The organism is Lysobacter enzymogenes (assembly GCF_900106525.1).
GTDB classification, from domain to species: domain Bacteria; phylum Pseudomonadota; class Gammaproteobacteria; order Xanthomonadales; family Xanthomonadaceae; genus Lysobacter; species Lysobacter enzymogenes.
Genome location: NZ_FNOG01000001.1, coordinates 666,260 through 685,762 on the forward strand (window position 1 = coordinate 666,260; position 19,503 = coordinate 685,762).

17 protein-coding genes are annotated in these 19,503 nt (G+C 67.5%); 10 read left to right on the forward strand and 7 right to left on the reverse strand.

Annotation, left to right across the window (positions count from 1 at the left end):
- Nucleotides 1-53 precede the first annotated feature (53 nt).
- Genes BLU84_RS02915 through BLU84_RS02940 form a run of 6 tightly spaced genes read left to right on the forward strand, consistent with a single transcriptional unit; the run spans nt 54 to nt 6,281 of the window.
- Nucleotides 54-1,496 carry a UbiA family prenyltransferase gene (locus BLU84_RS02915; RefSeq protein ID WP_074862682.1) on the forward strand — a complete coding sequence of 481 codons (1,443 nt, stop codon included), beginning with the start codon at nt 54-56 and terminating at the stop codon, nt 1,494-1,496.
- Nucleotides 1,493-2,830 carry an FAD-binding oxidoreductase gene (locus BLU84_RS02920; RefSeq protein ID WP_074862686.1) on the forward strand — a complete coding sequence of 446 codons (1,338 nt, stop codon included), beginning with the start codon at nt 1,493-1,495 and terminating at the stop codon, nt 2,828-2,830. The genes BLU84_RS02915 and BLU84_RS02920 overlap by 4 nt, the downstream gene beginning before the upstream one ends.
- Nucleotides 2,827-3,558, forward strand: a complete 732-nt coding sequence (locus tag BLU84_RS02925) for an SDR family oxidoreductase (protein ID WP_074862687.1) — start codon at nt 2,827-2,829, stop codon at nt 3,556-3,558. The genes BLU84_RS02920 and BLU84_RS02925 overlap by 4 nt, the downstream gene beginning before the upstream one ends.
- Nucleotides 3,559-3,568: 10 nt before the next feature.
- Nucleotides 3,569-4,522, forward strand: coding sequence for an NAD-dependent epimerase/dehydratase family protein (locus BLU84_RS02930; protein ID WP_074862689.1), 954 nt, complete (start codon nt 3,569-3,571; stop codon nt 4,520-4,522).
- A 39-nt stretch (nt 4,523-4,561) separates the two neighbouring features.
- Nucleotides 4,562-5,866, forward strand: a complete 1,305-nt coding sequence (locus tag BLU84_RS02935; protein ID WP_074862692.1) for an NAD(P)/FAD-dependent oxidoreductase — start codon at nt 4,562-4,564, stop codon at nt 5,864-5,866.
- Between the two features lie 10 nt (nt 5,867-5,876).
- The gene (locus tag BLU84_RS02940) at nt 5,877-6,281 is read left to right on the forward strand and encodes a GtrA family protein (protein ID WP_074862694.1); all 405 of its coding nucleotides are present in this window, start codon (nt 5,877-5,879) and stop codon (nt 6,279-6,281) included.
- Between the two features lie 22 nt (nt 6,282-6,303).
- On the opposite strand, the gene BLU84_RS02945 is transcribed toward BLU84_RS02940, so the two are convergent.
- The 7 genes from BLU84_RS02945 to BLU84_RS02975 all read right to left on the reverse strand — a co-directional run bounded on the left by BLU84_RS02945 (nt 6,304) and on the right by BLU84_RS02975 (nt 16,336).
- A complete protein-coding gene (locus BLU84_RS02945) occupies nt 6,304-8,271 on the reverse strand; it encodes a hypothetical protein (protein WP_074862697.1) in 1,968 nt (655 codons plus the stop codon).
- On the reverse strand, nt 8,268-10,178 hold the full coding sequence (locus BLU84_RS02950) for a hypothetical protein (protein WP_074862700.1): 1,911 nt from the start codon (nt 10,176-10,178) through the stop codon (nt 8,268-8,270). The genes BLU84_RS02945 and BLU84_RS02950 overlap by 4 nt, the downstream gene beginning before the upstream one ends.
- A gap of 104 nt (nt 10,179-10,282) precedes the next feature.
- Nucleotides 10,283-10,699, reverse strand: a complete 417-nt coding sequence (locus tag BLU84_RS02955) for a pilin (RefSeq protein WP_074862702.1) — start codon at nt 10,697-10,699, stop codon at nt 10,283-10,285.
- Between the two features lie 177 nt (nt 10,700-10,876).
- Nucleotides 10,877-11,296 carry a pilin gene (locus BLU84_RS27670; protein ID WP_074862704.1) on the reverse strand — a complete coding sequence of 140 codons (420 nt, stop codon included), beginning with the start codon at nt 11,294-11,296 and terminating at the stop codon, nt 10,877-10,879.
- An 847-nt stretch (nt 11,297-12,143) separates the two neighbouring features.
- Nucleotides 12,144-12,566: a pilin gene (locus tag BLU84_RS02965; RefSeq protein ID WP_074862707.1), complete on the reverse strand. Its 423-nt coding sequence runs from the start codon at nt 12,564-12,566 to the stop codon at nt 12,144-12,146.
- Between the two features lie 637 nt (nt 12,567-13,203).
- Entirely contained in the window at nt 13,204-14,613 is a 1,410-nt protein-coding gene (locus BLU84_RS02970) for a sigma-54-dependent transcriptional regulator (protein ID WP_074862710.1), read from the reverse strand.
- Nucleotides 14,614-14,710: 97 nt separating this feature from the next.
- Nucleotides 14,711-16,336 (reverse strand): sensor histidine kinase, encoded by a 1,626-nt coding sequence (locus tag BLU84_RS02975; protein WP_074862713.1) that lies wholly within the window; start codon nt 16,334-16,336, stop codon nt 14,711-14,713.
- Nucleotides 16,337-16,726: 390 nt separating this feature from the next.
- On the opposite strand from BLU84_RS02975, the gene sucC reads away from it, so the two are divergent.
- From sucC to BLU84_RS02995, 4 genes are all read left to right on the forward strand, one after another.
- Nucleotides 16,727-17,893: an ADP-forming succinate--CoA ligase subunit beta gene (gene sucC, locus BLU84_RS02980; RefSeq protein WP_074862717.1), complete on the forward strand. Its 1,167-nt coding sequence runs from the start codon at nt 16,727-16,729 to the stop codon at nt 17,891-17,893.
- Nucleotides 17,894-17,905: 12 nt separating this feature from the next.
- Nucleotides 17,906-18,781: a succinate--CoA ligase subunit alpha gene (gene sucD, locus BLU84_RS02985; RefSeq protein WP_074862720.1), complete on the forward strand. Its 876-nt coding sequence runs from the start codon at nt 17,906-17,908 to the stop codon at nt 18,779-18,781.
- Nucleotides 18,782-18,896: 115 nt separating this feature from the next.
- The gene (locus tag BLU84_RS02990) at nt 18,897-19,187 is read left to right on the forward strand and encodes a hypothetical protein (protein ID WP_074863304.1); all 291 of its coding nucleotides are present in this window, start codon (nt 18,897-18,899) and stop codon (nt 19,185-19,187) included.
- Nucleotides 19,184-19,480, forward strand: a complete 297-nt coding sequence (locus tag BLU84_RS02995; RefSeq protein ID WP_074862723.1) for a type II toxin-antitoxin system RelE/ParE family toxin — start codon at nt 19,184-19,186, stop codon at nt 19,478-19,480. The genes BLU84_RS02990 and BLU84_RS02995 overlap by 4 nt, the downstream gene beginning before the upstream one ends.
- The last annotated feature ends 23 nt before the right edge of the window (nt 19,481-19,503 follow it).

Genomic DNA, 19,503 nt, shown 5'->3' on the forward strand with positions numbered 1-19,503 from the left:
TTGCGACGACCCGACCGATGCAGGATCTTCGAGTGCAGGATCTTCGAGCCCAAATGCCAGCCACGCCTCCAAACGAGCTCGACGACGGCGTCGCCTTGTGCGTCGACCTCGACGGCACGCTGCTCAAGTCCGATCTGCTGTACGAATCGGCGCTGGCCCTGCTCGGGCGCAAACCCTGGCTGCTGTTCCTGCTGCCGCTGTGGCTGCTGCGCGGCAAGGCCGCGCTCAAGCGCGAGATCGCCGAGCGGGTCGAACTCGATGCCGCGCGCCTGCCTTACGACGAGCGGGTGATCCAGGCGCTGCGCGACACCCGGGCGCGGCCGCGCGTGCTGTGCACCGCCAGCGACGCCAAGTTCGCCGATCAAGTGGCCGCGCATCTGGGTTTGTTCGAATTGGTGCTGGCCAGCGCGGACGGGGTGAATCTGTCCGGCGAAAGCAAGGCGCGCCGGTTGGTGGAGCGCTTCGGCGAACGCGGCTTCGACTACATGGGCAACGCCAGCGCCGATTTGCCGGTGTGGTCGCGCGCGCGCCTGGCCTGGGTGGTCAACGCGCCGGCGGGGCTGCGCGCGCGCGCAGCGCGCGCGGCGCAGGTCGCGCGCGAACTGCCACCGGCCGGCGGCGGCGCGCGCGCGTGGATCAAGGCCTTGCGCCTGCACCAATGGCTGAAGAACCTGCTGGTGTTCCTGCCGTTGCTGGCTTCGCACCGTTTCCTCGACGCCCAGGCCATCGTCGCCGCGCTGCTGGCTTTCGCCGCTTTCAGCCTGAGCGCGTCGGGCGTGTATCTGCTCAACGACCTGCTCGACCTCGACGCCGACCGCCAGCATCCGCGCAAGCGCCTGCGGCCGTTCGCATCGGGCACGTTGCCGCTGCTGCACGGCTTGTTCGCCGCACCGTTGCTGGCCGCGATCGGCTTGGCTCTGGGTCTGGTCGTGGGGCCGCTGTTCGCTTGCGTGCTGGCCGGCTACTACGCGATGACCCTGGCCTATTCGCTGCGGCTCAAGCGCGTGGTGATGGTCGATGTGATCGCCTTGGCCGGGCTCTACACCGTGCGCATCATCGGCGGCGCGGTCGCCATCGGCGCGACCTTGTCGTTCTGGCTGCTGGCGTTCTCGATGTTCCTGTTCCTCAGCCTGGCCATGCTCAAGCGCTACACCGAGCTCATGCTGGTCCTGGGCAACGGCCGCAGCCAGGCCAACGGCCGCGGCTACGCGGTCGACGACCTGCCGCTGATCCAGTCGCTGGGCAGCGCCGCGGGTTACCTCGCGGTGCTGGTGTTCGCGCTGTACATCAACAGCCCGGAGAGCCTGGCGCTGTACGCGCGGCCGCAGGTGCTGTGGTTGATCTGCCCGTTGTTGCTCTATTGGGTCAGCCATCTGTGGATCACCTCGCATCGCGGCCGCATGGACGACGATCCGGTGGTGTTCGCCGCGACCGACCGCGCCAGCCAGGTCGTGATCGGCCTGAGCGGCCTGCTGGTGCTGGGCGCGATCGGATGAGCGAGGCCGGGCAGTCCTGGGGCCGCTTTCCGCGCGTCAGCCAGCGGCTGGCGCCGTTGCGCGACCGGGCCAAGCCGCTGCCGGCTTGCGAAGGCGCGCTGCTGCCTTACGGCAACGGCCGCAGCTATGGCGACAGCTGCCTCAACCCGGGCGGCACCTTGCTGCAGACCCGCGGCCTGGACCGCTTCATCGCCTTCGACGCCGACAGCGGCGTATTGCGCTGCGAAGCCGGCGTCACCCTGGCCGAGATCATCGACCTGGCATTACCGCAGGGCTGGTTCCTGCCGGTGACGCCGGGCACCCGCCATGTCACCGTCGGCGGCGCCATCGCCAACGACGTGCACGGCAAGAACCACCACGGCTGGGGCAGTTTCGGCCATCACCTGCGTTGCTTCGAGTTGCTGCGCAGCGATGGCGCGAGGCGGCTGTGCGCGCCGGGCGATGCCGCGCGGGGCGATGCATGGTTCGCCGCCACCGTCGGCGGCCTCGGCCTGACCGGGGTGGTGACTTGGGCCGAACTGCAATTGCGGCGCGTGGCCGGGCCGTGGATGCAGGCCGAGTCGATCCGCTTCGGCGGGCTGGACGAATTCTTCGCCGTGTCGGCCGAATCGGCGCAGACCCACGAGTACACGGTGGCCTGGATCGATTGCCTGGCGCGCGGCGCCGCGCTCGGCCGCGGCCACTTCATCCGGGCCGAACACTGCGTTGCGCAGGCCGCCGATGCGTCGGCGGCATCTTCGCGCCCGGCCTCGCCGCCGCCGCGGCTGGCGATGCCGCTGGTGCCGCCGGTGTCGCTGGTGAACCGGCTCAGCCTGCGGCCGTTCAACTGGTTCTATTACCACCGCCAGCGCGCGCCGCGGCGGCACGACCGAGTCGGTTACCAGAGCTATTTCTATCCGCTCGACGGCATCGGCGAGTGGAACCGCATGTACGGGCCGCGCGGCTTCCTCCAGCATCAGTGCGTGCTGCCGCCGGCGCAGGCGCGCGAAGGCGTGGCGGCGATGCTCGCGCAGATCTCGCGCAGCGGCCGCGGCTCGTTCCTGGCGGTGCTCAAGGAGTTCGGCGCCAGGCCGTCGCTGGGCATGCTGTCGTTTCCGCGCGAAGGCACCACGTTGGCGTTGGACTTCCCCAACGACGGCGCGCAGACCTTCGCCCTGCTCGAACGCCTGGACGCGATCGTGGCCGAGGCCGGAGGTGCGGTGTATCCGGCCAAGGACGCGCGCATGTCGGCTGCGCTGTTCCGCGCGAGCTATCCGCGCTGGCGCGAATTCCAGGACTATATCGACCCCCGATTTTCCTCCGGCTTTTGGCGCCGGGCGATGGAGCAGGTATGACGCGAGTGTTGATCATCGGCGCCGGTTCGGCGATCGCGGAGGCGGTCGCGCGGATCTACGCCGCGCGCGGGGCGTCGCTGTTTCTGGTCGGGCGCGACCGCGAGCGGCTGGCGGCGATCGCCGCCGATCTGCGGGTGCGCGGCGCGGCCGGCGCCGAAGTCCATGCGATGGACGCCAATGCGTTCGAGCAGCACGCGGCCATGCTGGACGCGGCCTGGGCCCGGCTCGGCGGCGTGGATCTGGCGTTGATCGCGCACGGCACCTTGTCGGACCAGAAGGCCTGCGAGGGATCGGCCGCGCTGACGTTGGCGGAGTTTTCGACCAATGGCTTGTCGCCGATCGCCCTGGCCACGGCGATCGCGCCGCGGCTGGCGGCCGGCGCGACGCTGGCGGCGATCTCCTCGGTCGCCGGCGATCGCGGGCGCGCCAGCAACTATGTCTACGGCAGCGCCAAGGCCGCGGTGAGCGCATTCTTCAGCGGCCTGCGCCAGCGCCTGGGCGCGGGAGGCGTCAACGTGCTGACGATCAAGCCCGGCTTCGTCGACACGCCGATGACCCAGGCCTTCGCCAAGGGCCCGCTGTGGGCCAAGCCCGATGCGGTGGCGCGCGGCATCGTGCGCGCGATCGACCGGCGCCGCGGCGTGGCCTATCTGCCGGGATTCTGGTGGGCGATCATGCAGATCATCCGGGCGATTCCCGAACCCGTCTTCCGCCGTCTCAAGCTGTAACCGCATCGCGATGAACGACAAGAACGCCAAGATCGTACTGACCGGCGCCGCCGGCCTGGTCGGCCAGAACCTCGTGGTCGAGCTCAAGGCGCAGGGCTATGCGCGGCTGGTGGCGATCGACAAGCACGCCCGCAATCTGGCGGTGCTGAAGGCGCTGCATCCCGAAGTGGAAACGATCCATGCCGACCTGGCCGAGCCGGGCGAGCGGGCGCGCTGGGAAGACAGCCTGCGCGGCGCCGCCTGTGTGGTGCAGCTGCATGCGCAGATCACCGGCAAGCACGCCGGCGCGTTCGTGCGCCACAACGTCGATGCGACCGGCATCGTGCTCGATGCCTGCAAGCGCCATGCGGTGCCTTACCTGGTGCACATCAGCTCGTCGGTGGTGAACTCGGTGGCCGCGGACGACTACACCGAAACCAAGAAACGCCAGGAGGCGATGGTCGTCGCCAGCGGCCTGCGCCACTGCGTGCTGCGCCCGACCCTGATGTTCGGCTGGTTCGACCCCAAACACCTGGGCTGGCTGTCGCGCTTCATGGCGCGCACGCCGGTGTTTCCGATTCCCGGCGACGGCAAGTTCATGCGCCAGCCGTTGTACGAGCGCGATTTCTGCCGTTGCGTGGTCAAGTGCATCGAGCGCGAGCCCGACGGCGCGGTCTACGACATCGTCGGCGACACCCGCATCGACTATGTCGACATCATCCGCACGATCAAGCGGGTGAAGCGCTTGCGCACCTGGATCGTGCACATTCCCATCGGCCTGTTCGCGTTCCTGCTGCGCACCTACGCCGTCTTCAGCCGCAAGCCGCCGTTCACCGCCGACCAGCTCAAGGCGCTGTCGGCGGGCGACGATTTCAGCGGCGTCGATACCGCGGCGGTGTTCGGCGTGGCCCAGCACGGCTTCGAGGAGGCCGTGCGCGAGAGTTATTGCGATCCCGTCTATTCCAAGATCGTGCTCGAGCGTTGAGCGCTCGGCCGCGGCCGTTTCCAGGACGATGAAGTTCCGATGAGCGAAGAAAAAAAACGCTATGCGGTCGTGGGCGCCGGGCCGATGGGGCTGATGGCGGCGATGGAGCTGCTCGAGCGCGGGCACCGGGTCGACCTCTACGAGCGCGACGACCGCATCGGCGGCATGTCGGCGAGCTTCGATTTCGACGGCCTCGAGATCGAGCGCTACTACCACTTCGTGTGCAAGACCGACCACGCGCTGTTCGAACTGATGGCGTCGCTGGGGCTGTCCGAGCGTTTGAAGTGGACCGACACCCGGATGGGCTATTACTACGACGGCGCCCTGTACGACTGGGGCACGCCGTGGGCGCTGCTGGCCTTTCCCAAGCTCGATCCGATCAGCAAGTTCCGCTATGCGCTGCATGTGATGGCGACCAAGAACGTCAGCGACTGGAGCGCGCTGGACCGGGTCAATGCCACCTCGTGGCTGCGCCGCTGGCTCGGCGAGCGCGGCTATGAGGTGTTGTGGCGGCGCACCTTCGAGCTCAAGTTCTTCGAATACACCGAGGGCCTGTCGGCGGCGTGGATCGGCACCCGGATCAAGCGCATCGCGCTGTCGCGGCGCAATCTGTTCAACGAAAGCCTGGGCTATATCGAGGGCGGCTCGGAGACTTTGCTGGAAGCGATGGAGCGCAGGATCCTGGCGCTGGGCGGTGCGATCCATCTGCGCCAGGGCATCGATCAAGTCAACGTCGACGGCGGGCGAGTGACCGGCGTGCGCGTGGCCGGCGTGGATCGCGACTGCGATGCGGTGCTGTCGACGGTGCCGATCCAGTACGTGCCGGCGATGGTGCCGGCGCTGCCGGCGCAGTTCGCCGAGCGCGTGCGCAAGATCGAGAACATCCCGGTGGCCTGCGTGATCCTCAAGTTGCGCCAGCCGTTGAGCGGCAACTTCTGGACCAACATCAGCGACCGCGCGATCGAGATTCCGGGGCTGATCGAATACTCCAACCTCAATCCCGAGTCCGGCGGCATCAGCATCGTCTACGCGCCGTTCTACATGCCCAAGACCCATCCCAAGTGGGCGTCGAGCAACGACAGCCTGATCGACGAGGTGATCGGCTACCTGGCTGCGATCAATCCGCAGTTCCGGCCGGAGTGGGTGCTGGCCCGGCATTGCCACCGTTACGACTTCGCCCAGACCATCTGCCCGCCGGGCTTCCAGGAGATGCTGCCGCCGATGAAGACGCCGGTGCAGGGGTTCTACATGGCCGATACCTCCTACTACTACCCGGAGGACCGCTCGATCAACGAGAGCGTGGCGGTCGGGCGCAAGCTGGCCGCGGCCGCGCTGGCCGGTTGAGCGCGCGGCCATGGTTTCCAGGCGCTTCGTCTTGTTCGTGGCCGCCGGCGGTTTCGCCGCCGCGGTCAACTTCGGCTCGCGCCTGCTGCTGAGCCGGTGGCTGGATTATGTAGTAGCGATCGCGATCGCCTATGGCCTGGGCATGGCGACCGCGTTCGTGCTCAATCGCGCGTTCGTGTTCGAGGCCTCGGCCGGCGCGTTGCGCCGGCAGATCGGCTGGTTCGTCGCGGTCAACGCGGCGGCGGTGTTGCAGACCATCGCGATCAGCCTGTTGTTCGCCCGCGTCGTGTTGCCGTGGCTGGGAATCGCGACGCATGCGGAAACGATCGCGCATGCGATCGGGATCGCGGTGCCGGTGGTCACCAGCTACCTCGGGCATAAATACCTTTCGTTCGCGCCCGGGCGCGACGGCTGAGCGCGCGCGGCAGTGCCCGCGTTTACTGCGCTGCGGAGTGCGGCGCCGGTTCGGAGCGCAACGGTTCGCTGTAGCGCAGCGTGTAATTGGCCTGGAAACCGGGCTGGCCCAGCCAGTGCGCACCGCGCAGGCGCAGTTTGCTCACGCGTCTGCTTTCGCCGGCCTTGAGCCAGTTCCACAGCGATTGGGTGCTGTCGATATGCGGCGACAGCAGGAAACCTGCGCGCGCGGCGCCGGGAACGATGCGGAAGCTGTGTTGGCTGCCGTCGTCGAGTTCCAGGTCGATGTACAACTGCGGCGCGCGCTGCAGCGCCGAGGCCGCGCGCGCCCAGGCGGTGGGCCGAACCTCGATGGCGACGGCGAGCATGCGGCCGGGGCTGGAGGGCACGTCGACGAATTCGCCCAGGCGCGCCTGAGCCTCGCCGAGCGGGCGCGATCGCGCCTGCGCTTGCGCGTCGCGGCGCATCAGCAACAGGCCGCGTTCGCCCGAGTCAGGGGTGTAGGTTTGCAGCACCTGCAGGAACGCCTGCGGGTCTTCGCTGGTCGGAAGCCGGCCGTCGATGGCGCGCAAGTCCAGCAGCATCCACTTGGGGCCGCGCGCGGAGGCGATGAAGTCGCGGTTGAGCGCGGTCAGTTCCGGGCTGTAGGCGGAGTAGCTTTGAAACACCGGGCGAGGGCGGTAGTCGAGCCGGTTGAGGAACAGCACGCCCTGGCCGACCGACATGATGTCGATGCTGTCCGCGCCTACTGCGGCGCGGGTCTGCGGCATCGCCGCCTCGTTGCGCGTCCTGGCCGCGGCTTGCGCCCATTCGTCGGCGCGCATGGGCAACAGGATCAGATCCAGCGCGCGCTGCGCAGCGGCGTCGGCGCTGGATGCGCCGATGGCGAGGAACAGTTTCTGATCGGCGCGCAACGCCGGCAGCGCGAATGCGCTCAGCGCGCAGATCAGCGCGGCGACGGCGCCGGCGCGGCGGATCGCGGCGGGCGCGGCCAGCGCGCCGGCCAGCACCGCCATCAGCGCTGCGGTGGGGAAGAACACCAGCAAGTGGGTCGGATCGACCCGGGTGAACGCCGCCTTGAACGCCAGCGCCGCGGTGGCGGCGATCAGTGCGAACAGGCCGATGCGTTCGTTCCAGCGCAGATTCGCGCGCACGAACGCCGCGGCCAGCGCCGCCACCACGACGGCGAGCGCTACATAGCCGATGAGGTCGGTGCCCGCCGCGCCGGGCCGCTGCATCGCATCGGCGTAGCCGACCGCTACCTGCAACGCGGTATGGATGTGTCGCCCGAGCCCGGAAAACTCCTGGCCGAGCACGCGCCACAACAACAGCGAGGCGGCTACGCTGGCGCCGGCCGCCAGCCATCCGCTGCGGCCGTGCCGCGCCATCGTCAGCGGTGCGCACAGCAGCCACAGCAGCCACAAGGGAAACAGGCTGAACTTCGCCAGCCACGGCACCGCGCAGGCGATGCCGGCCACGACCGCCAGCGCCGTGCGCAAACCGGCGCCGCGTTCGCGCACTTGCCACAGCGCGAGCAGCGCGATGGGGTGGAGCGTGAGCCACAGCACATCGCCCGCCCAGGCCGTGCCGAACCAGGCCACCAGCGCGAGCACCATCAGCCGCGGCCACAGCGCGAGGGATGAACACGCGAACCAGAACAGCAGCGCGTACGCCGCGGACAAGGCCACCTGGCCGGCGATCGCGGCCGGCAGCATCTCGGGCAGATAGCTGAACTGCGGGCTCAACCAGCCGAGGGGGCCGTAGGTGAAGACCAGATCGCGGCCCCATTGCGCGCCGTGCTGCGCGCCCCAGGCGACCACGGTGGCCCAGGACGGGTCGATGTCGTAGCCCGCCGGCGGTTGGTCGAAGCGGAACCCGAGCAGGAACACCAGCGCGGTGGCGGCAAACAGCGCGATCGCCGACCAACTGATCTTGCGCGGCTGGACGGAGTCGGCCCCGCTTTCGGCACGGTGCATGGCGGTCGCGCTCACTCGGGCATCTTGGCGATCAGTCCGCGGATCTCTTCGAGTTCGCCTTGGGCGACCCGCTCGAAGCCGCGCACTCGGGCCTCGACTTCAGCCAGGGTGCGGATCGCATCCTGCTTGTGCCCGTTGTGGATGTAGATGCGGGCGAGCAATCCGCCGACCGCCGGATCCGCAGCGCGGTTCCAGGCCAGCCGCGCATGTTCCTGCGCACGAATCCAGTCGCCAGAGCGGGTGTAGGCGGTGGCGGCGATGATCCGCAGCAGCCACTTGGGCTTGGAAGTTTCGTCCTGCCGGGACGCCATTTGCAGGATCTTGTCGATGGCCGCGGCGATGCGGGCGTTGTCGACGCGCGTGCCGCAAGTGCCTTGGTCGACCATCTCCAGCAGATAGCGGAACGACAGCGAATCCTGCAGCCGCACCGGCGCGGCGAAGTGGGCGGCCGCGCGGTCGAGTTCGGCCGGGTCGCCGCTTTTGTTTTCCCAGCACGAGGCAGCGATGGTGCTGATGTAGCCGGTGGCGCGGTGGCTGAGGATCGGGTCGTCGGTATAGCGCTTGAGCAATGCCCGCGCCTGGGCGAAATCGCCGCCCTTCATCGCCAGCGACGCCGCTGAAATGATCGCGCGCTGCGAATGCGGATGTTGCGCGATCGCGTTGCGGGTGAGGCTGTCCTCGCTGCGCCAGATCTGCACCTGATTCCAGGTGACCCAGGAAAACCCGCCGGCCGCGATCAGGAACGCTGCGGGCAGGGCGATGCGGTAAGCGGGCCGGTCGAAACGCCAACGCGCCGGCAACAGATCCTTGAGCCCGGCCACGGCCACCAACAGGCCGATGCTGGGCAGGTAGTTGCGGTGTTCGAAGTACAGCTCCAGCGGCAACACCGTGGATTCCACGCCCTGGGCGACGAGGTAGAAGAACCAGCCGGCGAAGAAGCTCGGCGCCCTGCGTCGGAACGCGATGGCGGCCGTGCTGATGGCGGCCAGCGCGAGCAGCGACGCCAGCGTGGTGGCCGGCGAGAGCAGGCCGTGCGAGATCGGGAAGTCGTCGGTGTACACGCCCATCACGGCGCCGCGCGGCCAGAAGATCTGGGCGATGTACTGCATCAGCGCGCGCGACTGGCTCAGCAGGCGCTCGACCAGGGTGAAGTCGCGCGCTTCGTAGCCGACCAGGAAATGTTCGGGGTGGCGCAGGATCAGCAGCGTACCGGCGATCGCCGGCAGCAGCAGGAGCGCGGCGTAGAAGAGTTTGATCAGCGCCGGACGCGAAGACGGGTTGCGGAAGTAGGCGATCTCCAGCACCAGGCACAGCGCCGGCGCGACCACCGCGTTCTCCTTGCTGAAGGCGCCCAGCGCCAGCATCAGCGGGAACCACAGGAACAGCCGCAGCGCGGCCGCGCGGGTTTCGCCGTTTTCCAGGCGCACGCGCGCGGACAGATACACCCACAGCGCGGCCAGGGTGAAGAAGGCGCTGAGCTGCGCCATGCGCTGCACCGCATACAGCACGGTGCTGACGTTGATGGGGTGGATCAGCCACAGCGCGGCGACGGCGACGGCGATCTTTTCCGCATGCGGTGCGAGCTTTTCGTCGCGCGCGAGCATGCGCCGCGCCACCTGCCAGGCCAGTGCCGCGCACGCGATGTGCAGCAGCAGGTTGCCGAACTTGAACGGAAACGGCCGCAACCCGCCGGTGGCCGCGCTGAACCAGAAGCTGGCCATGGATACCGGACGGCCGAGCATGCCCGACTGGTTGCCGAAGACGATTTCCAGTGCGTTGGCCTGGCCGCTCAGCCATTGGTCCAGCGGTTCAAGGTTGAGCGGATCGTCGAAGACGAACGGCCCTTTCAGTCCGCTCCAGTACAGCGCGATGGCGAGTAGCGCGAAGGCGTAGAAGAACAGGCGCGAATTGAGTTGGGACATGGTCTGGCGTTCGATGACGGTCGGCTGCGGTCGGTCGGTTCTCCCCAAAAAACGAACCCCGGACAAGCCGGGGTCGTTTATAGCATTCATTTGCCGGGTAGACGCTACAGCCTGCATTCGGCGGGCAGTTGCGACTTGGGAATTCCGTTCAATTCGGTGCATTGCCATTCGATCCGGCCCTTGCCTTCCGTGGGCTTGAGCTGGATCGAAGCTGCTTCGCCGCCGGTGTCCTTGGTCACCAATTTGATGACGCCCTGGTCTTCTATCGTCACGGAAGCGCAGTACTTGCTCGCATTGAACTTGTACGGAATCGAGGTGACGGTGATCAGGGCGAGCTGGCCCAGGTCCTGGGCCGCTTCGGCGACGGCGAGCTTGGCGCCTGCGCCTACGTAGAGACATTCCGCGTTCTTGCTGCGGATGGAGTAGTCCTGGTAGGCGGGCAGCGCGATTGCGATGAGCAAGCCGAGGATCGCGATGACGATCATCAGCTCGATGAGGGTGAAACCCGATTGCGATTTCATGGTGGTACCCCTGTAGAGCCTCTTACAACTCTCGATTAATGCTGGAGCGTGCGGACATCGGGATCGTCAGGGGGGTGATCCGGTGCGGCGGGTTGCCCGGGGCTCGGGCGTCCACCTAGAAGAAACCCCGGCGAACCGGGGTTTCTTTGGAGCCTTAAGCGTGTTGCGAGAAGCTTATTAGCCGCGGCACTCGGCCGGCAGCTGCGACTTCTTGGCGTTCTTGGTTTCGGTGCACTTCCAGTCGATGCGGCCAGCGCTGAAGGTCGGGTGCAGCTTGAACTCGGCGACCGGGGTGCCGCCGGTGCCCGACGCGACGGTCAGGATGTCGCCGCCGTCCTGGACGGCAACGCTCTTGCAGTACTTGCTGGCGACGAAGCTGTAGCCGGTGTTGGTGGTGGTGACCTTGCTCAGGTCGCCACGGTCCTGAGCGGTTTCCGACACCGACAGCTTGGCGGCGGCGGCGACGTTCAGGCACTCGGCGTTCTTGGTGCGGATGGTGTAGTCCTGGTAGGCCGGCAGAGCGATGGCGATCAGGATGCCGAGGATCGCGATGACGATCATCAGTTCGATCAGGGTAAAGCCTTGCTGCTTCTTCATGGTGTATCCCCTAGGAGTGTTGGTTGCTTCACGTGCCAGAAGGTGTCGGCTTTCGATCCATCGAAGGTGCCTGGCCAACTGTTCGTGCACGTAAGGACTACGCACAACCCGTGCCAAGTAGCGGCGCTGATGGCACCCGCTACGAAACTGCTAGGGCAGTCACGCAACGGGGGTGGGAGGGGGTGAGCGAGGTGACGCTTTGGGTCAGTCCGAAGGTGCGGGCGGTGACCAAATGCGTCAGGTTGGGAGGCCCTGGCCCGGAAACGTGATCGTTATCGGCAATTTCTACCTGTGCGCATTCGCGACGCGTGTCGCGAAGGGACTTGGCGAAACCGGGCGGCTGAACAGGGCTTCGGGCTACGTGGCTGAGCGGGTACCTTGGGGCGTCGTGTGCGTTCGATTGGGCGAGTGACCGAGCGAGGCGGTCGACGCCGATGCGAGCGGGCGCAATCCGTTCGGCTCCGACTATTCAATACGTACTAATCGCTGTGTAGCGGCCGCGGGGAGCGGATTGAGTTGGCGGTCCGCGGATGGGGGGCGTCGTAAGTCAGGCGGCCAGGCGTGGCGCGGGCGGCTCGTGCCGGATGTCGTGGCGGTCCTGCGGGTGTGGTGCGTTGCGGCCGGTCTACGCTGTCTCGGCCCGCTTGCGCAGGATGGCCTAGGTCGGACTGGGTTAGAAGCTGCTGCTTATAGGAAGCTATGGGGCGGTGGAACGTTCTCGTGTGGATCTTCCGCGCCAAACAAAAACGCCGGCTCTTGCGAGCCGGCGTTTTTGTTTATCCGGACTGGTGCGCCGCGATGGGCGTCCGGATCCGCTACTCAAGAAACCGCGATGGGATCGCGCGGATCAGCCCCTGCATTCGGCCGGCAACTGCGACTTCTTGGCGCTGTTGGTTTCGGTGCACTTCCAATCGATGCGACCGTCATCGGACGTGGGTTCCAGCCTGAACTTGGCGATCGGATTGCCGCCGGTGCCGGAAGCCTCCGTGGTGATGACGCCGTTTTGGGCGGCAACGGCGACAGTCTTGCAGTACTTGCTGGTTTTGAAAGCGTACCCGGTGTTGCTGGAGTTGACCTTGTCCAGGCCGCCGCGATCTTGCGCCGTTTCCGACACGGCCAGCTTGGCCGCAGCAGCGATGTTCAGGCACTCGGCGTTCTTGGTGCGCACGGTGTAGTCCTGATAGGCCGGCAGAGCGATGGCGATCAGGATGCCGAGGATCGCGATGACGATCATCAGTTCGATCAAGGTGAAGCCTTGCTGCTTGTTCATGGGTGTTTCCCTTAGGAAGTGTCGGTCGTTGCGTGCCGGCAGGCGCAGCGTCCGCGGGATTCCGACGGTCGTGCGAATTGCTGGTGCAACTCGTACCACGCACACCTCATGCCAATTCGACGGAGTGTGGAACCGTTGCGCCACGAACGTAGTAGTGAATGCGTATTCGATATGTCTCTTGCCGGCGCAACGAATCGCCGGGATTTCGGTTTGAGATAGATGTGCCTAAGAATGAATTTTTTTACTGATGGAATGACTCGAAAAACACGCGTGCACCGGCGATCGTCGATGCCGTCGTCGGCTTCGCACAAGATCGATCGCGAAGGATTCGTGTCGATGCCAGCGCGAGCGCTGCAGATGTTCGCGCGTCGACTTCGGGCGCGCCGGTGGAGTGGTGGCGGTCGCGAGGCGCGACGGATCGAGGGGGTGAGGATTCTTGAACCCGGACAGAAGGCCGCGCCGCGTTACGGGTCCGCCAATGCCCAGCCCCCGGACGACGGCCTCGGAAGATCCATCCGCCGCGACCGCCCCGCCGGCCGAGCCCGCAAACGAAGACGCCGGACCTCGCGGCCCGGCGTCTCGTGTTCGCAACAACTCAGTAAGAAGTGTGGCGACCTGCGGCCGCCACCGCCCGCCCTCAATCGATCCCGAGCTTCTTGAGCTTGTAGCGCAGCGCCCGGAAGGTGATCCCCAGCGCCGCCGCGGTGCGGGTCTTGTTGTAGCGGTTTTCCTGCAGCGCCTGCTGGATCGCGGCGCGCTCGATCTCTTCGATATAAGAAGGAAGCGCGCTGGTGGCGGTGTCGCGCGGGCTGATCGTGCGCGGGTCGACGGCGCCGGCCGGCTGCGGCGGCTGGCCGGCGCTGGGCGCGGCGGTCGCGGCCGGAGCGGTCTGGGTGGCCAGGCGCGGCAGGCGCAGGTCGCTGGCGCTGAGGGTTTCGCCTTCGGCCAGGGCCAGGGCGCGTTCGAGGATGTTCTCCAGTTCGCGCACGTTGCCGGGGAAGTTGTAGGCGCGCAGCGCCTCCAGCGCGTCGTCGCCCAGGCGCGGCACCGGCCGGCCCTGGTTGCCGGCGAGGCGGTGGAGGATCTTCGCGGCCAGGCCGGGCAGGTCGTCCAGGCGCTCGCGCAGCGGCGGCACGCGCAGCTCGATCACGTTGATGCGGTAGTACAAGTCCTGGCGGAAGCGGCCTTCGGCGACCAGGGCGGCCAGATCCTTGTGGGTGGCCGAGAGGATGCGCACGTCGACCGTGACCTCGGCCTGGGCGCCGACCGGGCGGATCGACTTTTCCTGGATCGCGCGCAGCAGCTTGACCTGCATCGCCAGCGGCAGTTCGGCGACCTCGTCGAGGAACAAGGTGCCGCCGTCGGCGGCCTGGAACAGGCCGGGCTTGTCGGCATGGGCGCCGGTGAAGCTGCCTTTCTTGTGACCGAAGAACTCGCTTTCCATCAATTCGGCCGGGATCGCGCCGCAGTTGACCGGCACGAACGGTCCGTCGGCGCGCCCGCCTTCGGAATGGATGGTGCGCGCGACCAGTTCCTTGCCCACGCCCGATTCGCCGGCGATGTACACCGGCGCCTGGCTGCGCGCGACCTTGCCGATGGTCTGGCGCAGCTTGATCATCGCCGGCGATTCGCCGTACAGGCGCGAGCCGACCGCCTCGCTGGCGCTGCGCCGGGTTTCGTGCAGTTCCAGCGCGTGCCGGACCAGATCGCGAAGCACCGACAGGTCTACGGGTTTGGCGACGAAGTCGAACGCGCCGGCCTTGAGCGCTTCCACCGCGGCCTCGACGTTGCCGAACGCGGTGATCATCGCCACCGGCGTGTTCGGATACTTCTGGCTGATTTCGGCGACCAGGTCCATGCCCGAGCCGTCGGGCAGGCGCATGTCGGTCAGGCACAAATCGTAACGATTGCGCAGCAGCTGGCTGCGAGCCTCATTGAGGCCCGACGCGGTATCGCAACGCAGGCCCATGCGGCCCAACGTCATGACGAGCAACTCGCGGATATCGCGTTCGTCGTCTACTACCAATGCACTACGGGTTTCAGCCATTGCGCCCTCCACCGCCCACGATAACTTAACAAACCTGTCGCGGCCAAGACGCGAGTGGCACGTTTTCTGCTTGCCGTGCGCGCAGTCACACTGCCGCTCAGACCGAAGCCAGCGCGCTCGCGCCGGCCAGACGGATGCGGAAACAGCCGCCGCCGCCGGGCACGGCGACGTAATCGAGCGAGGCCTGATTGGCGCGGCACAGCTCGCGCGCGATGTACAGGCCCAGGCCGGTGCCGTGCGCGGAGGTGGTGAAGAACGGCCGGAACAGGCGTTCGGCGACCGAATCGGGAATACCGGGGCCGCGGTCGAGCACGTCGATCGCCGGCAGCCCGACTTCGTCGAAATACACGTGCACGCTGACCCGCGCCGGCTCGCCGGGCTGGCGGCCGTAGGTCAGCGCGTTGTGCACCAACACGGTCAGCGCCTGGTGCAACTGGCGCGGATCGACCAGCGCCGGCGCCTGCGCGTGCGCGCCGGTGGCGCGCAGGGTGTCCTGTTCGATCGGGTGGCTGGCGCGGTATTCCTCGACGAACTGGCGCACGAAGCTCATCAGCTCGACGTGCTCGGGCTTGGCCGGCTCGCGCCGGGCCATGCCGAGCACGTTCTCGACGATGCCGTTCATGCGCGAGCCCTGCTGGCGGATGATCTCGAGCAGGCGGCGGTCGGACACGGCGATGTCGCGCGACTCCTCCAGCAGCTGCACGGCGTAGTTGATCGCCGCCAGCGGGTTGCGGATCTCGTGGGCGAGGCTGGCCGAGAAGCGGCCCAGCGCGGCCAGGGTGATCGATTCGGCGCGGCGCGAGACCAGCGAGGTGTCGTCGAGGAAGATCAGGGTCTGGTCGCTGCCGGCGAGCAGGCGGGTGAAGCGCGGCACCACTTCCGGCAGGTCGGGCGCCAGCCGCAGCGGGCTCTCGTCCGGGCGGCCCTCGACCCGCCAGCGGCCGAGCCGGCGCGACAGCTCCGGCGAGGCGATCGCCAGCACGCGATGGCCGTGCTGGCTGCCGTTGTGCTCGCCGTTGTCGCCCAGCAGCAGCATCGCCGCCTCGTTGGCCAGGCGCAGCCGGCCTTCGCCGTCGACCAGCAGCACGCCGGTACGCATGCGGCGGATGATGAGTTCGTTGATCTCGGCGTAGTTGGCGGCCTCGGCGCCGCGGCGCTCGGCCAGTTCCTGGCTCTCGCGCATCTGCCGGCCGAGCGTGTTGGTCAGCAGCGCGATCGACAGGTAGCCCAGGGCGAACATCACCGGCTCGGCGATGGTGCGGCCGAGCGCTTCGTTGCCCAGTTCGGTCCACAGCCATTCGCCGATCAGCCCCAGGCAGGCGACGATCGCCGCACCGATGCCGAAGCGGGTAGGCAACAGCAGCGCCGCCGCGCCGACGTTGAACATCAGCATCAAGGCGATGCCGGTGCCGGCGCCGGGCAGGGCGTGGATGGACGCGATGCCGAAGAACAGGTCGCAGGCGATGCCGGCGAAGACCTGCGCGCGCAGGTCGCCGCGGCGGCCGAACACGAACAGCAGCCCGGCGATGAACAGGTAGGACAGCGACAGCGAACGCGCGAACAGGTCGTGGCGCGGCTCGGCGATCAGGTTGTCGACCGGCCCGAACAGGAACAGCACCAGCAGCGCCGCTTCGAGCAGGCGATAGAGGGTGAAGAAATACAGTTCGCGGCGCAGCGCGGAGTCGGCATCGGCCGGAGTAACGGGGGCGAGACCTGACGGCAAGCGGGTTTCCCTGCGCGGGCGGAGTATCGATCAGTATAGGGCGGCTGGCCGGCGCGGACGGGCGGCGACTTGGTGACCGAACGTGCCAAGCCGGACGCGGCCGGCGGCCAGGCGTTGCGCCAGGAGCGTGCCGGTCTTGCCGTATCTGGCCGCAGCGGCCGCGGCCGGGGCGGTTCCGCACGGCCCGGGCGGCATTCGGCCGCGGCTGCGCCGCTGTCGGGGCCGCGCGCCGGGCCGCCGAACCCCCGCAAACCGGGCCCCGCCGGTCGGCCCGAGCCCCTGGGGTTTTGCTCGCCCCGCCGCGATCGGCGACAATGCGGCCCCCTCGCGCCCGCTCCGGCCCCCGGCCGTGCGTCCGCGCGGGACGTCTTTCACTCCCCTCGGTGACGCATGAATTTCCACGAATATCAGGCAAAGCAGCTGTTTGCCGACTACGGCATCGCAGTGCCGGCCGGGCGCGTTGCGCGCACTCCCGAAGAGGCCGTCGCGGCCGCCAAGGCCATCCCGGGCGACCTGTGGGTGGTCAAGGCCCAGATCCACGCGGGCGGCCGCGGCAAGGCCGGCGGCGTCAAGCTGGCCAAGAACTTCGACGAAGTGAAGCAGTACGCCCAGGCCATGCTGGGCACCAAGATGGAGACCTACCAGTCGGCCGGCGTCGCCCTGCCGATCGATACGGTGCTGATCTCCGAAGGCACCGACATCGCCAAGGAGCTGTACCTGTCGGTTCTGGTCGACCGCTCGACCAAGTCGGTCACCTTCATCGCCTCCGCCGAAGGCGGCGTGGAGATCGAGAAGGTCGCCGAGGAGACCCCGGAAGCGATCAAGACCATCCACGTCAACTACGTGCAGGGTCTGCAGGCCTACCAGTGCCGCGAGCTCGCCTTCGACCTGGGCCTCAACGCCAAGCAGGCCGGCCAGCTGACCAAGATCATGCTGGGCCTGTACAAGCTGTTCAACGAGAAGGACCTGGCGCTGGTCGAACTGAACCCGCTGGCGATCCTCACCAACGGCGACCTCGCCGTGCTCGACGGCAAGGTCAACAGCGACGACAACGCGACCTTCCGCCACAAGGATCTCGCCGACATGCGCGATATCCGCCAGGAAGACGAGACCGAGGTCAAGGCCAGCCAGCACGACCTCAACTACGTCACCATGGACGGCAACATCGGCTGCATGGTCAACGGCGCCGGCCTGGCCATGGCGACGATGGACGTCATCCAGCTCGAAGGCGGCTCGCCGGCCAACTTCCTCGACGTCGGCGGCGGCGCCACCAAGGAGCGCGTGACCGAGGCGTTCAAGCTCATCCTGAGCTCGGACAAGGTCAAGGCGATCTTCGTCAACATCTTCGGCGGCATCGTCCGCTGCGACATGATCGCCGAGGGCATCATCGCCGCGGTCAAGGAAGTCGACGTCAAGGTGCCGGTGATCGTGCGCCTGGAAGGCACCAACGTGGAAGCCGGCAAGGAACTGCTGAAGAATTCGGGTCTGGCCATTACCCCGGCCGACAACATCAACGATGGCGCGAAGAAGGCGGTTGCCGCCGTCGCTGGCAAGTAAGGGGCTAATGACATGTCCGTTTTGATCAACAAGAACACGAAAGTGATCGTGCAGGGCTTCACCGGCTCGCAGGGCACCTTCCACGCCGAACAGATGCTCGAGTACGGCACCAAGGTCGTCGGCGGCGTGACCCCGGGCAAGGGCGGCACCCAGCACCTGGGCCTGCCGGTCTTCAACACCGTGCGCGACGCCGTCGACGAGACCGGCGCCGACGCTTCGGTCATCTACGTGCCGCCGCCGTTCGCGGCCGACGCGATCCTGGAAGCGGCCGACGCCGGCATCAAGGTCATCGTGTGCATCACCGAGGGCATCCCGGTGCTGGACATGCTGCGGGTGAAGAACACCCTCAACGGCTACGAGGACGTGGTCCTGGTCGGCCCGAACTGCCCCGGCGTCATCACTCCGGGCGAGTGCAAGATCGGCATCATGCCGGGCCACATCCACAAGCCGGGCAAGATCGGCATCGTCTCGCGTTCGGGCACGCTGACCTATGAAGCGGTCAAGCAGACCACCGATGTGGGCCTGGGCCAGTCGACCTGCATCGGCATCGGCGGCGACCCGATCAACGGCACCAACTTCATCGACGCGCTGAAGTGGTTCCAGGACGATCCGCAGACCGAAGGCATCATCATGGTCGGCGAGATCGGCGGTTCGGCCGAGGAAGAAGCGGCCGAGTTCATCGCTCAGTACGTGACCAAGCCGGTGGTTGGCTTCATCGCCGGCGCCTCGGCGCCGAAGGGCAAGCGCATGGGCCACGCCGGCGCGATCGCCTCGGGCGGTTCGGGCACGGCCGAAGGCAAGTTCGCGGCGATGGAAAAGGCCGGCGTCACCACGGTCAAGTCGCCGGGCGACCTGGGCGCGGCGATCGCCAAGCGTCTGGCCAAGTAAATCGGCGCGGCCGGGTTCGTCCGGCCGGGCCTGCGAAAAGCCGCCTTCGGGCGGCTTTTTCGTGAGTGACACAAAAGTGCTACAGTCGCCTCCAGTCCGTCGCGTGGAGACCTACATGTCCACCACCACCATCCGCCTCAGCGACGAGCTCAAGTCGCGCATCGCCGACGCCGCCGAACGCGCCGGCACCACCCCGCACGGTTTCATCCTCGGTGCGCTTGAGGAAAAAGTCGGCGAGGCCGAGCGCCGCGCGCAGTTCCTGGATGAAGCGCAACAGCGCTGGCACAGCTTCGTCGCCGACGGACAGGCATTGGAATGGAGCGACATGCGCGACTACCTCGCGCGCCGCGCGCGCGGCGAGAGCGCGCCGGCCTCGGCGAATAAGTCGGTCGGGCGCGAGCGGTGACCCGAATCGTCCTGGCGCCCGCCGTGGCGGAGGACTTCGCCCGGATTGTCGATCACCTGGACCGCCACGATGCGGCAAGCCGCGAGGAGCGCGTCGGTGGCATCGTGCGCGCGATCGACATATTGGCCGACAATCCGCTGATCGGCCGGCCGGCCGAAGCCGAACTGCGGGAGTTGGTCATCGGCCGCGACGCCAGCGGCTATGTGGCGCTGTACCGATATCTGAGCGAGTTCGATACTGTCCTGATCCTGGCGATCCGGGCCCAGCGCGAAGCAGGTTATGCGCAGCCTTGAGCGCGACGAGTTTCCGATCCGGC